The organism is Algibacter sp. Ld11, from assembly GCF_045066735.1.
Taxonomy (GTDB): domain Bacteria; phylum Bacteroidota; class Bacteroidia; order Flavobacteriales; family Flavobacteriaceae; genus Algibacter.
This window is the reverse complement of sequence record NZ_JBISHH010000024.1, coordinates 740,659-755,027: the sequence shown is the minus strand read 5'-3', so window position 1 is coordinate 755,027 and position 14,369 is coordinate 740,659. Positions and strand designations below refer to the sequence as shown.

The window sequence follows — 14,369 nt, the reverse complement described above, 5'->3', positions numbered from 1 at the left end:
AATCCCGATAAATTCAATCTTATTCATATCAAATAACACCAAAACAAATCATATTAAAAATGATTGGCATTGAGTGTCATTCCATGTAAAAAAAAATCAAATTTTCAACCCTTACATAAAAGTTTAAACCATATAAATTTTTAGTGTAATGGTAATTCTAGCTATACAGATACGATGCCTAATTTCTATTATTGCATCTTCAATAATGGTAATCAAAAACCTCTTTAAGCACTTCACTTAAAAAAATAAAAACAAGCAAGATTGGTAAAGATTCTATTAAAACAACCCTAAACAACCAGTAAATACAATGGAATGCAACAATTGTTTTAAAATTGGTCGATTTTGTTTCATTACTCTAAACGGCTTAGAACTACTTTTATTAAAAATAATATCACTACAAACTTGGTTTAAAAACTAATTAAAAAATCACATAATTATGACCAATAAATTATATAAACTATTTTTTACACTAATCGCTGTTATAGCATTTTTCAACTGTAATAACAATACAAAAAAAGAGGACTCTACTACTCTTAAAGAATCATTTAAAAACGACTTTCTCATAGGAACCGCCCTTAGTAATCTTCAAATAAATCAAACCGATTCTCAGTTAGCGTCACTTCTTAAAAAAGAATTTAATGCTATTACTCCAGAAAATGATATGAAGTGGGAACAAATTCACCCACAAAAAGACACATTCTATTTTGATGTTGCCGATAAATATGTAGAACTAGGAGAAAAATACAACATGCATATTGTTGGCCATACTTTAGTTTGGCACAGCCAGTTGGCTCCTTGGATGCAAAATGTAAAAGACAGCATTACCCTGGCAAACAACATAGAGAATCACATAAATACTATTGTAAAAAGATATAAAGGCAGGATAGAAACTTGGGATGTGGTAAACGAAGCTTTGAATGAAGATGGTAGCTTTAGGACTTCGAATTTTCATGAAGTTATGGGCGATAGTTTTATAGCCCATGCTTTTAAATTAGCAGCAGCAGCAGATCCTGATGCGAAATTGGTCTACAATGATTACAATCTTTGGAAACCAGAAAAAAGAGCTGGCGTAGTAAAACTTGTTAAAAACCTACAAGCCCAAGGTATTAAAATAGATGGTGTTGGCATGCAAGCACATTGGAGTTTAGAAGGTCCCTCTATCAAAGATATTGAGAATAGTATTATAGCTTACTCAAATCTCGGTGTTAAAGTTAGTTTCACTGAATTAGACGTAACCGTACTTCCAAACCCATGGGACTTAGATGGTGCGGCCGTTGAACAAAGCTATGAACAATTTGAAGGAGATCCTAAAATGAACCCGTACCCTGTTAAACTTACAGATTCAGGACAAACTCAATTAGCAAAACGTTATGAAGATATTTTCAACCTTTTTCTTAAGCATAAAGATAAGATAGACAGAGTAACATTTTGGGGAGTTAACGATGGGCAAACTTGGTTAAATAATTGGCCTATAAACGGAAGAACCAATCACCCCTTATTATTCGACAGAAATTTTGAGCCTAAAAAAGCTTATAACAGTGTATTAGCTCTAAAAAAATAATTAAAAAATTATGAGCACAAATACACAAAAATTATTAATATCAGAGAAAGTTGGATATGCTTTAGGTGACCTCGCTGCCAATTTAGTATTTCAAACGTTAGTTACATATTTAGCTTTTTTCTATACTGATATTTACGGTCTTGAAGCTAACCATGCTTCTGCAATTATACTAACGGTTGGACTTGTAGCTGCATTTGGGTTTAACCCCATAATTGGAGCTATTGCAGATAGAACAAACTCTAAATGGGGAAAGTTTAGACCATGGATTTTATGGACCGCAATTCCGCTTGGAGTTGTTGCGCTCTTAGCCTTTAGCACACCAGATTTTGAGTATAAAGGCAAAGTTATTTATGCGGTTGTCACGTACACATTATTACTTTTGCTTTATGCAGCAAACAACTTACCATACTCTGCTCTAAGCGGAGTAATTACAGGTGATATGGGCGAACGAAATAGTATATCTGCTTATCGCTTTGTTGCTGTAATGTTCGCACAGTTCTTTGTGCAAGTGTTTATGCTACCCATAATTGAATCTGCTGGAGGAGGAGATAAAGCGGTTGGAATAGAAATAGTAATGACATGGCTTGCCATTATAGGAACCCTTATGTTACTTATCACGTTTTTCACCACACGAGAGCGTATTATACCAAAACCCGAACAAAAGTCAAGTGTTAAAGAAGATCTATCAGATTTATTTAAAAATAAACCTTGGGTAATTATTTTAATCGTTACTACTCTAGTTTTTGTTACACTAGCGATGAAAGGAGGTTCTTATGTATATTATTTCAAAAACTATGTTGATGCCGATAGATTGACAAATTTTATAAGTCCGCTATTGGATTTTCTATCAAATATCGGTATAAATTTCTTTGGTGAAGATCCTGTATCTGCAGGGTTTGGGTTATTTAACGCTGGCGGCATTATTTTCATGATAGTTGGTATTGGTTTATCTAAAAAATTAGCCGATAAATATGGAAAAAGAGATGTTTTTATGACGTTTTTATTTATTTCAACCTTATTTATCATCTTCTTTTATTTCTTTTCACCAACATCTGTTGAACTCATGTTTGCATCACAAATTTTACATGGCTTTTTCTATGGCATCACAATTCCTCTACTTTGGGCTATGATTGCAGATGTTGCAGATTATTCTGAATGGAAAACCAATCATAGAGCAACAGCTATTATTTTCTCTGCAATGATGGTAGGCTTAAAAGGTGGCTTAAGTATTGGCTCTGCACTCTTAGCATCTATTCTAGCAAGTTATGGCTACAATGCAGACCTTACGCAACAAACAGAAATTACAATTACGGGAACTAAAATGCTTGTAAGCATATATCCTGCAATTCCATTTTTAATAGGCGTAGGTTTACTCTTCTTTTATGAAATTAATAAGAAAATGGAAGTGCAAATTGAAGATGAATTAAAAGAACGACGACAAAGTTAAAACTAACAAAACATAAAATTATGCCTGAAGAAAGTATCGAAAATATCAATTTTGATGATCTAAATAAACGTGCTATTTCACAACCATTAGTAACCAATATCTACACAGCAGATCCATCTGCCCATTTTTTTAATGGAAAAATATATATTTACCCATCTCACGATGTTGATGCTGGAGAAGCTTTTGACGATTTAGGAAGCCACTTCGCAATGGAAGACTATCATGTAATCTCAATGGATTCTATCGATAGTGAAGCCGTAGACCACGGTGTCGCTTTGCACGTAGATGATGTGCCTTGGGCAAAAGAACAAATGTGGGCTCCAGATGCCAATGAAAAAGACGGTACATATTATTTATTTTTTCCCGCGAAAGCTCATGATGGCACTTTTAGAATTGGAGTCGCCACAAGCAACTCGCCTATAGGACCATTTAAAGCGCAACCAGAAGCTATTAAAGGCAGTTTTTCTATTGACCCTGCAGTTTTTAAAGATGACGATGGGAGTTACTACATGTATTTTGGAGGTCTTTGGGGCGGACAATTACAACGCTGGAGAAGTGGAGAATTTAATGCAGCTCAACCCGATAGCCCAACGGCATTTCTTCCTGAAGATAACGAACCTGCATTACTCCCTTATGTGGCAAAAATGACGGACGATTTATTAGAATTCAGCGAAAAACCAAAAGCTATAGAAATTTTAGATAAGAACGGAAACTTACTGTTAGCGGGCGACAATAATCGTCGTTTTTTCGAAGCAGCCTGGTTACATAAATATAACGGCAAATACTATTTCTCTTATTCTACCGGAGACACACATTTTATCTGCTACGCTATTGGAAATAACCCTTATGGGCCATTCACTTATGGCGGACGTATTTTAAATCCTGTAGTTGGTTGGACCTCTCACCACTCTGTTTGCAAAGTTGATGAAAAATGGTATTTATTTTATCATGATTCTAGTTTATCTAAAGGTGTAACGCATTTAAGGTCTGTTAAAGTTGCTGAAATTACGCATAGGGAAGATGGAAGTATTGAAACTTTAAATCCGTATAGTAAAAAGTAATTTTTCAACCAAAACAATAGTTCAAATAAATTTAAAACATGAAATACACATTATTACTCGTACTATTTTTTCTTCAACACCTTGCTTATTCACAATCAAATAAGATAGAAGTTGCTTCTGAAAAAGGTGATGACAAGTTGATGTTAACCATATTTTTGAAACATGATCAAAGTATGAATTTAAATGAGATTGAACAGATAAGAACCGATCAAGGTTTTTATCAAAATTTCCCGCCAGAAGGGGTTTCAGTAATAAACTGGTATGTAGTTATGGGTATAGGTCAAATGGTTGTATTAGAACTTCCTGCCTCTAAATTATCCGCCGTAAATTTAGCAATTGAAAGAACAGCATGGAAAGCTTTTAAAACAGAAATTTATCCAACTTACAATCTTTACCCAATTATAGAAAACAAATTAAAGAATAAATCAAAGGTAGTTTACTAGAATTTACTTTACATTTTATTTAATCGTTTCAAGAATTGTTTGTCTAGCCAATTAAGATTAGAAACTTCTATTATTTAGAAGAAGTTAATTAGTTTTGTCTGGTATTAAATCGTCGTTTTTTTAGATATACCATCATGCACTCCCCAAAATAATTTTTAAAAAAAAGAATTTATTTTAAAACTAGCTTTTAGGATTGTAATGTTATTTTGAATGTACTTTTTTGAAATACATGAACTTAGTTTACTGCTCTATATTATAATAGACCGTAGAAACACCAAAATTCAAATAAACAACGATAGTTATAACCACTTTCATAACAATTCTCCGTTGTATTGTAAAAAGCCAGATTATTCAACTAGTTTATCTTTAATTTAAAAAATTGATTTGGTTAAACATTACTAATATTTACGTAGATGAAAACTCTTTTAATTTTCTTTATCTCTAATTGAATTAATCACCCTTAACCCAATAAATGGCTCCTAAAATGTGATTCAAAAAGTTTTCGTCTTTATAAGATTCAGGTTTATGACCTATGGCTGTATAAAATGACTTTCCTCCTTCATACTTTTGATACCAAGCCATTGGATGCATTTCACCCATGCCTTTTAACGGAATATCATCATAACCTGCGGTAAAATCATAAGAAGTTTCATCAACAGTCAATAGAATATTGAGTTTATCTAGATTAATCCCTTCAAAGTTATACCACTCATCACTACGTAGCCACTTTTTTGGTAGATGCCATGTTGCTGGAAAATCATTATTTTCAACTTTTACTATTGCTGCTTGTAATTTTGGATGACTAACAAACTTCGCTCCAACAAGACCATCAAACCAAGGGTTTTCTCTTTTACTATCTGAAGCAGCATGAATACCTATAAAACCTCCACCTCGTTTCATAAATGCTTTTAAAGCAACCATATGCCTTGTCTTTAAAGAATCGGCATTGGCATTCATAAATATTACCACATCATGTTCTGGTAATTTTTCTATAAGATCATTTGGCCTTTGCGTCCAATTAAACCTAAATTGATGTGCTTCTTCCATATCCTCAAAAGCTTGTATAGCAACAGGGATGGTATTGTAATGCCAATCATCATGTTGGGTAAACAATAATACACTAAATTGATCTTGAGCATTGGTTTTAATCATTGTAAGCATACATAGAGTTAATAAAAAATACTTCATTGTAAAGAGTTTCATAATAATACGTTTATTTTAATAATTCATAATAAATATACTCCCAAGCCAAACCAACACTAAACAACGGTGGAAAGCTATAATCTTCAACTTCAGATAAAATATATTGAACTCCAGATATTTCTTGATACCTAAATATATCTTCGAAATCTATTTTCCCACTTTCTCCTAATTCTTTATAGTCTTTAACATGCCAACTAATAAATCGGTTAGGATAGGTTTCAAAATAATGAACAGGATTAACACCTGCGACATGCATCCAATAGATATCCGATTGAAAATACACACATTCCGGATTTGTGTTTTGCAGAAAGTAATCGTAAACTCTTATACCTTCAACCATTAAAAATTCATCAGCATGATTATGAAAAATAAATTTTAAGCCATTGTCTTTACAAAGTTTTCCGATTTTATTATAATAATTACAATAATCTTGAAGCTCTCTAATTGTCTTAATACTTTTTATTTTACTATTTGAAGTTGAAAGATATTCGACACCCGCTTTTTTATGATCTTGTATAGCCTTATCCCACCAAGACTTGATTGCCACATCATCATTTTTATCTGCAGGATCAAAGAACGTCATGGAACCTAAAAACCTCATACCTGCTTTTTCAACTACAGCCTTGAACGCTTCCGGAGTATAACCATAAAAAAACCCTTCTTTATACACAAAAGTTTCAACATAACTATAACCCATTCTACCTAATTGTATCAAGGTTTTTTCTGGATTTTTAAGCATATCATCATGCACCGAAACTAATTGAATACCTATATTCTTATTTTTAGGATTATGCTTGATATATCTCGTTTTCCATAGACGTTTTTCGTTATTATCAAAGCCTTCCAAAGTAACATCGGTATAATTATTAAAGTTAAAATTAACCGTCATGGTGTTATTTCTATTAAGATCTTTATCCTGCATGGTACATTTTTTTTCTGAAGAAAACCTGCCTTTCCCTGTAAAAAAAGCACCTTCATTATTATGTCCGGCTGCAAAGACAGTATTCGTAACACGATCATAACCAATTATCTCCCTAAGTATTGGTTCATATTTACTGGCACTATTTTTTAGCAAAACCGTTATGCTAAGCGAATTATTATTAAAATTACTTATACTGCTCATTTTCAAAGCCGGCAGTGCTGCAACGCTATCTGTGCTAGAATTAATAGCACTTACCCATTGCCCACAATATTGCCTTAATCTATCTTTTTGAGAAGAAATACTATAGTCTGTTTGCCCAAAACTGAACGTAGATATTAATACAGTCAATATCTTAATGATTCTATTTCTTGTTTTCATTACAATTCTTCTTTTAAACCTTCTAAAACTCCAAAATAAGCTGGTTTTGGTTGTAAATTATCATCGTAAATTGTTGGCCAATCGGTTATACTAAAAAAGCCATCTATCCAGGAGTCTCTATCTGTAAAATCCCAAAATGTAATGCCGTATTGTTGTGCTTTCGGTACAATGGAACGGTACATTTTAACAAGGTTTTTATATTTTTCAGCTTGTGCCTTTTTCATATCTGTGGTTAATTCAGTGTAAATTTGTTCACCACCATATTGCGTATCGTTATGTGTATTAAAAATAATATCAACTTCAGATAAATGAATTTTTAAACCTGTATCGGCCGCTTTCTTCAAAGCATTTGCAATCACCTCATCTGGAATATCCATACGGATATGCATTTGAAAACCTAAACCATGAATTGGAACATTTTCCGCCCTTAAATCTTCTATTAATTTAAGTGTTGCATTTAGTTTTAAAGTGTCTCGCTCAATATTAAAATCGTTGTAAAACAAAACTGCATTTGAGTCGGCTTCATGGGCATAAGTAAATGCTTTAGCGATGTAATCTTTGCCCATAACGCTATACCAGATGGTCTCTCTCATGGCTCCTCCTGCAGATTCAAATGCTTCGTTTACAACATCCCAGCCCGCGACTTTACCTTTATAGCGGCTTACATAAGTTGTTATATATTCTTTCATAAAACCGGCTAACCACAAAGTATCTTTTAAAGCTTTCTCTTCTACCCATTTAGGTGTAGAACTGTGCCAAATTAAATTATGACCAAACAAACGTTGGTTATTATTTTGAGCGTAATTAAGAATACCATCTATTCTGCTCCAATTGTACACACCTTCGCTTTCTGTGATGCGGTTCATTTTCATGTCGCTTGCAGAGGTTATGCTATTGAAGTTTGATTTTTGTAAATCTTGAAGCTCAAAATCGGCATTTAAAGTTTCAATTTTAATGGCAGTTCCTATTGGAAATTCCGCATTAGCTTTTAAACCATTAATTTCTAATGTTTTATTTTTATCACAAGCATACAGAACAATTAACAGTAGGGTTATAAAAGTGATTTTTAAAATTTTATTGAAAAGCATATTTTAATTATTTGTTGGTTACTTTCGGTTTTTTTTAAAAAAGCAAAGCCCTAAAATGCTTAACAACTTAGGGCTCTCTAACTAAAATCTTAAATAATATTTATTACTCCAATCCTTCTAAAAACCCAGCATATGCAGGCTTTTTATTATAATCTTCGTCAAACATTAATGGCCACTCTGGAACACCCCAGAAATCTAATAACCAAGACTCATTATCTCTCACTCCCCAAACTGTTAATGCAAATTTATTATCCAACGGAATGGCATTATAGATTTGAACAACCTCTTTAAATTTATCTTTCTGAGCATTTGCTCTATCTGAAGAAAGTGAAGTTAAACTAGTATCTTCTTCTGGGTTTGCTCTAATATCTAATTCTGCAAAGTGTAATTTTAAATTTCTTGATACCGTACCATCTGCAACAGCTTGAATATTGGCAGCAGAAGGCCCGTTGTAAGAAATATGCATTTGTGCACCTACACCATCAATTAAATCTCCCAACTCATCTACCAAGTTAAACATAGCTTGACGTTTTGTTGGGCTAGATGCCATGTTGTAATCGTTATAAAAAAGAATTACATCTGGATCTGCGTTTCTTGCAAACTGAAAACATTTTTTAATATAATCATCTCCCATTTTTTGTCTAAAAACTGAATTTCTTAACGGGTGTCCTGTGCCATCTTCAAAAGCTTCATTCACAACATCCCAAGAACGTACCTTTCCTTTATAGTGATTTAAAGTTGTTGTAATATAATCTTCTACCATAGCTTCAAACTCTGCATCGGTTCCAGAAAAATTTTCTACCCAACTAGGTGTTGCATTGTGCCAAATTAAAGCGTGACCATGCACATTCATATCATTTGCTTGAGCGAAACCTACAATGGCATCTCCTGCAGAAAAATCATAATTACCTTCTGATGGATACATAATATTCATCTTCATTTCATATTCCGAAGTCAAGTTATTAAACTCATTCTTTAGAATTTCTATATGCTTACCTCCTGCCGTAACATAAGGCGATCTTGTAATTGTACCTACCGAAAATGTAGTTGCAGCACCTTTTAAACTCGCTGTATTTACACTTCCACAAACTGCATTAAGACAAATACCAATTTCATCTACAATAATATCTTTACTAATGGTGTTTGTAATACCATCACTAGATACGGTAAGGCTAATAGTATATCTTCCTGGAGTATCGTAAGTCACCTCTTTTACTCCTGCTCCATCGGCAATAGCGCTAGAGCCATTTCCGTAATCCCAAACTCCGGTATATGGTAGGTAATATTCGGTTGTATTATTTAAAATAAGCACTTTTGGATCTGATGGTGATATTGTGAAATCGAACGATGCTTGTATAGCATCTGGAAGTTCAGTTGGTCCAAATGTTGGAGAATCATCTGAAGAATTAGAACAGCTAAAAGCCATAAATAATACTACCAAACGAATTATATATTTAAATGTGTTTTTCATAGTTTTTTCGTTTTGTTTAGTTTTTAACAACTTTAATTGCATCTATTAAAAATGTTCCTTTTGTTTTCCCCATATCTAAAGCTATGGAAGATGTATCTGAATTTGCTGTAAATGTCCAATCATATTTTGTCCATTCTGCAGATGCGATATAACCACCAGCATATTGTTCGGTACTATTTGCACCTGGATTAGTAGAATATCTAACAGAAACAGCATCGCCTTTAATCCATAATGATACGGTGTAGTCTGCTCCATTCTCGGTTGCAAAACCATCACTTACCATTTGAGCTTCCCATTCGTTACCATCGACGCCGTTATTAACTCTAAGCGCTCTAGAACCACTTAAAACATCTACAGTTTCTTGAGTCATTCTATCTGCACCATTGTTTTGACTCCAATTGGTAAAATCATTTTCTTCACCTGCTTCTAAATCACCGTTTAATAATTCGCTATCATTAGAAGGTAATGGCAAGGCTACTTCGCCTGTTACAACCTCAACAGCATCTATTATAAATGTTCCTTTTGTTTTTCCCATATCTAGGGCTAATAAGGTTGTTGCAGAGTTTGCTACAAAGGTCCAAGAGTATTGAGTCCAATCGGAAGTAGCGGTGTAATTACCAGCATACTGATCGCCACCAACTCCAGGGTTTGTAGAAAAACGGATTGAAACAGGAGAACCTTTAATCCAAACAGAAGCAGTATATTTTTCACCATCTACGGTAGAAAATGCATCTGAAACTAATTGAGTTTCCCATTCGTTACCATCTACATCATTGTTAATTTTTACAGCTCTAGAACCTACTAATGGTTCGCTGCGTTCTTCCGTCATCCTATCGGCTCCATTATTTTTACCCCAATTAGTAAAATCATTACCTTCACCGTCTCCAAAATAACCATTAGCTAACAAATTCTCAGGATTTATTAAATGACGAATGTCTGATGGCGGTGGCAAGGTTACCGTAATATTTTGACTTGTATGTAAGTTTGTTAAAGCACTTACCATAGTTAATTTTACTGTTTTAGAACCTGAGCTTTTATACTCATATACAAACGGGCCATTTTGATCGATTACTTTAGAACCTCCAACTTCAAATTCCCAAAAGCTATAAAACTCTTCTTTATTTGGTGTTGTATTTTCGAATGTAAAAAAGCCAGACTCTCCTTCTGGAGCAGTTACCGTAAATTGAGGTTGTGTTAGTTCTATAACCGCATCGTCATCAGAACATGACCAAAACGCCAGACTTAAACATAAAAAACTTAAAATTTTAGTTGTTTTCATAATTGTTTTAATTAGTTTATTTAGTTATCAATATGTTTTCAACTACAGAAAAGTAACCTGAAATATTTTTTTAATTGAATCCATATTTTTGATACTCAAATTTATTCTTTAGCCACCTTTTTGAGTATAATAAATGTAGCGATGAATGATAAAATTGTTGCTTTTTACAGTAAAACCAGCGTTTTACCTCACTTTTACAACATCTAACGAATCGTTATTTTTAGCAATCAAAATATAGGTTTCATTTTTTACTGCTATGCTTTGCATATCCTTTGAATCTCCAGTAACAAAAAAGCCAGACTGATCAGCGGGTACAGCATTGAACTCACCTTGTCCATTTCCCTTTAAAAGCAATCCGTAACTAGCATCATTTCGTGGTGTTTCAACTTCAGACACATATAAGTTCCCTACTAAAAGGGCATCTAAATGCGTGTCTTTATCAAAATCTTCAACTATAATTTTATTGATACTAGACATCTGAGCCTCTATAGGTAATTGGTGCGTAACAAAATGATTGTTTTTATTTTCTAAATATATGCTAGCGAAAGATTGCACGCTGTAATGTAACGAAGATTCTAGCGCTTTTTTGGTGTAAACATCTACCAAAGTGGCTTTAGAAAAAGTTTCGTAATTTTTAAATTTACTTTTAATACCAGGTATTTGTTGAGATGAACACGACCTACCACGAACTGGGTATTGCCTGCCTTTATTGAAGTAGCTTAAAACAATATCGGTTTTCTGGTTATTATCAAAATCGTTTACAAAAATATCAAAGGTTTCGTTTTCTGTAGCTTTATATTTATAATTTAAGCCATTGTTGCCGAGTATATAATCTATATCACCATCGTTATCAAAATCTCCCGCTTCAATACTCCACCACCAACCTGTAGTATCTTTACTTAACCCCATGGTTTCCGATACGTCTTCAAAACCAGTTTTTATATTTTTATAAACCTTTATAGGCATCCACTCGCCTACCAAAATAACATCTGGCCAAGAATCGTTATTAAAATCGGTGATAACAGCGCTTGTAGCCATTCCTATATTTTCGAATACTTTGGAGTAACTTTCTTCAAATAAATTAAATTTTGGGCTGTCTTTTTCACCAACATTTCTTAATACATAAGAAGAAACTGGCATTGGATATTTACCCGGTATTTGTCTACCTAAAACCAATAAATCGTCCTTTCCATCTTTATTAAAATCTGCATTATAAACTTTAGATCCACTTACTAAAAACTCAGGTAAAACTTCAGGTTTTGCTCTTATAAAGTTTCCAGCTCCATGATTAATATACAATCTATCTTGTAATAATTTTGGTTGCGTAGCAAACTCATAACCGCCACTTACTATATACAAATCGTTATCATTATCTTTGTCTGCATCAAAAATGAGTGCGCTAATATCTTCATAGCTTTTATCTTCTAGCAATGCCTTTATAGATTGCTGCTCAAAACCACCTTCTTTATTCTGAAAATACATAGCTCCAGAATTTTTGTGAGATCCTCCAATAAAATAATCGTCCAAACCGTCTCCATTTAAATCACCTACAGCCAAAGCAGGTCCAAAAGCCGACATTTTGTGAGGCATTAAAACTTGATGTTCAAAATCATCAAAATTATTTTCAACGTGTTTATGTTTTGGAAAACGACTTTCTGAGGCTTTAGAAAATATTTTTTGATAGCTATCCGTTTCGTTGTTATTCTTTGCCTCAACTATGGCGTCAGCATAACTCAATACTAATTCTTGATTTGCTTTTAGATTTTTTAATTGCTGAATTTTTCCATCGGGCCAAACCACTTTTAGGACTTCTATATCGTTTTGTTTGCCTAATCCAAAATGTAATATTGGTGCTACGGAAGATTCAAAGCCACGAGTAAGCGTGAGCTCCTGCATTTGAGTTTTGTTCGCCGTTGTGATATAAACGCGCGCTCCCAAACCGAAAGCATTTGCTTTTTTCCCCTTAAATGAAACCATTAAATAATTATTGATTTCTGAGCTTTTGTTTTCAAAAACAGAAGCATAGTCGTCAACATTATTTGTCACAATTTCTAAATCGCCATCATTATCTAAATCTGCATAAATTACACCGTTAGAGAAGCCTTCGAACTCAATACCCCAATCTTTATTAACACGTTTAAAATTGAAATCACCTTTGTTTTGATACATGTAATTATCCAATTTCTCTGAAGGAATTTGTTCAACTAAATAAAGGACAGAATCGTTTGCAACCTTAAGTTCTTCTAAATTATTGAAAAAATCATTATTATGAATCTCTCTTCGTGAACCGTTAGAAATGTATAAATCTTTGAACCCATCGTTATCAAAATCAGCAAACAGTGGTCCCCAACTCCAATCTGTAGAAGATACTCCTGCTAATCTTGAAATATTTGAAAAATGAGGAATTCCATTCTGGTAAACTCCCGAATTAACTTGCATACAGTTTTGCATGTATTGGGTTTGAAATCCCGCATTTTCAATATTGGTGAACAACTGCGGATTCATGCTAGACATGTTTGCTTTTTGCCTTTTATTATCTTCCGCATCCATATCTGCTTGAAAAATATCAAGATTTCCGTCGTTATTAAAATCCGAAATATCGGCACCCATACCATAAAATGCTGTGTGCGATGTCGCTTGTTTTATAACCTCGCTAAACGTACCATCTTTTTGATTTAGAAACATTAAATCTGGTGAATCAAAATCGTTAGACACATAAATATCTGGCCAAGAATCATTGTTTAAATCGCCAACCGTAGCACTTAATGTTAATCCGAAATTTTTAATACCTGCTTCTTCCGATACATCGGTAAACGTGTTACCATCATTTCTATATAAATGATCGGATTCAATAGCTTTTACATTTCGCATATTCTGTTGATATACAAAGGTTGGCGAACCAAATTTTGTTGGCGGATAATTGGCTACATACACATCCAGATCTCCATCTTTATCATAATCGAAAAATGTTGCTTGTATACTATGGCTAACATCGTCCAATCCATAAGCAGTTGCACTTTCGGTAAATGTACCATCTTGATTATTGATGAATAATTGATTATTTCTAGGTTCAAACTTCCCGCTTACGGAACAATAAATATCTAAAAACCCATCGTTATTAATATCTACCATAGTTGTGCCTGTATACCACCTTTGATCTCCAGAAACGCCTGCTTTAGTTGTAATATCTTCAAAGTTTAAACCACCTTTGTTTAAGTACAATTTATTCTCTGCTTGGTTGCCCGTAAAAAACAAATCTATTAAACCATCATTATTAATATCTCCAGCAGAAACACCTGCTCCCATATACATGTAAGCATAAGTAAAGTAGTTTAACTTATCTGTTTCACTAAGTATATTTTTAAAATCTATTCCTGATTTTGAAACCTCAACTGAAGAAAAAATTTTACCATCTATAGATTTTACCTGTGCTTTCTCATTGGAACAACTAATAAGTATTACAAAGCAAATTACACTTACTACATGTATTTTTAAATGTTTGATTTTCATTTGTTA

General features: G+C 33.4%; 10 protein-coding genes. 4 read left to right on the top strand and 6 right to left on the bottom strand.

Annotation, left to right across the window (positions count from 1 at the left end):
• The first annotated feature begins 436 nt into the window (after positions 1–436).
• Genes ACJJV4_RS13490 through ACJJV4_RS13475 form a run of 4 tightly spaced genes read left to right on the top strand, consistent with a single transcriptional unit; the run spans position 437 to position 4,512 of the window.
• Positions 437–1,561, top strand: coding sequence for an endo-1,4-beta-xylanase (locus ACJJV4_RS13490; RefSeq protein WP_405295264.1), 1,125 nt, complete (start codon positions 437–439; stop codon positions 1,559–1,561).
• A gap of 10 nt (positions 1,562–1,571) precedes the next feature.
• Positions 1,572–3,008, top strand: a complete 1,437-nt coding sequence (locus ACJJV4_RS13485) for an MFS transporter (RefSeq protein ID WP_405295262.1) — start codon at positions 1,572–1,574, stop codon at positions 3,006–3,008.
• Positions 3,009–3,028: 20 nt separating this feature from the next.
• Positions 3,029–4,069, top strand: coding sequence for a glycoside hydrolase family 43 protein (locus ACJJV4_RS13480; RefSeq protein ID WP_405295260.1), 1,041 nt, complete (start codon positions 3,029–3,031; stop codon positions 4,067–4,069).
• 38 nt (positions 4,070–4,107) lie between these two features.
• Positions 4,108–4,512 carry a hypothetical protein gene (locus tag ACJJV4_RS13475; protein WP_405295258.1) on the top strand — a complete coding sequence of 135 codons (405 nt, stop codon included), beginning with the start codon at positions 4,108–4,110 and terminating at the stop codon, positions 4,510–4,512.
• 450 nt (positions 4,513–4,962) lie between these two features.
• Here ACJJV4_RS13475 and ACJJV4_RS13470 read toward each other — a convergent pair whose 3' ends face one another.
• The 6 genes from ACJJV4_RS13470 to ACJJV4_RS13445 all read right to left on the bottom strand — a co-directional run bounded on the left by ACJJV4_RS13470 (position 4,963) and on the right by ACJJV4_RS13445 (position 14,363).
• A complete protein-coding gene (locus tag ACJJV4_RS13470) occupies positions 4,963–5,715 on the bottom strand; it encodes a ThuA domain-containing protein (protein WP_405295256.1) in 753 nt (250 codons plus the stop codon).
• A 10-nt stretch (positions 5,716–5,725) separates the two neighbouring features.
• Entirely contained in the window at positions 5,726–7,015 is a 1,290-nt protein-coding gene (locus tag ACJJV4_RS13465; RefSeq protein ID WP_405295254.1) for a sugar phosphate isomerase/epimerase family protein, read from the bottom strand.
• Positions 7,015–8,103 carry an endo-1,4-beta-xylanase gene (locus tag ACJJV4_RS13460; RefSeq protein ID WP_405295252.1) on the bottom strand — a complete coding sequence of 363 codons (1,089 nt, stop codon included), beginning with the start codon at positions 8,101–8,103 and terminating at the stop codon, positions 7,015–7,017. The genes ACJJV4_RS13465 and ACJJV4_RS13460 overlap by 1 nt, the downstream gene beginning before the upstream one ends.
• 103 nt (positions 8,104–8,206) lie before the next feature.
• The gene (locus ACJJV4_RS13455; RefSeq protein ID WP_159020916.1) at positions 8,207–9,574 is read right to left on the bottom strand and encodes an endo-1,4-beta-xylanase; all 1,368 of its coding nucleotides are present in this window, start codon (positions 9,572–9,574) and stop codon (positions 8,207–8,209) included.
• Between the two features lie 16 nt (positions 9,575–9,590).
• On the bottom strand, positions 9,591–10,853 hold the full coding sequence (locus tag ACJJV4_RS13450; RefSeq protein WP_405295250.1) for a carbohydrate binding domain-containing protein: 1,263 nt from the start codon (positions 10,851–10,853) through the stop codon (positions 9,591–9,593).
• Positions 10,854–11,036: 183 nt separating this feature from the next.
• Positions 11,037–14,363: a VCBS repeat-containing protein gene (locus tag ACJJV4_RS13445; RefSeq protein ID WP_405295248.1), complete on the bottom strand. Its 3,327-nt coding sequence runs from the start codon at positions 14,361–14,363 to the stop codon at positions 11,037–11,039.
• Between the last annotated feature and the right edge of the window lie 6 nt (positions 14,364–14,369).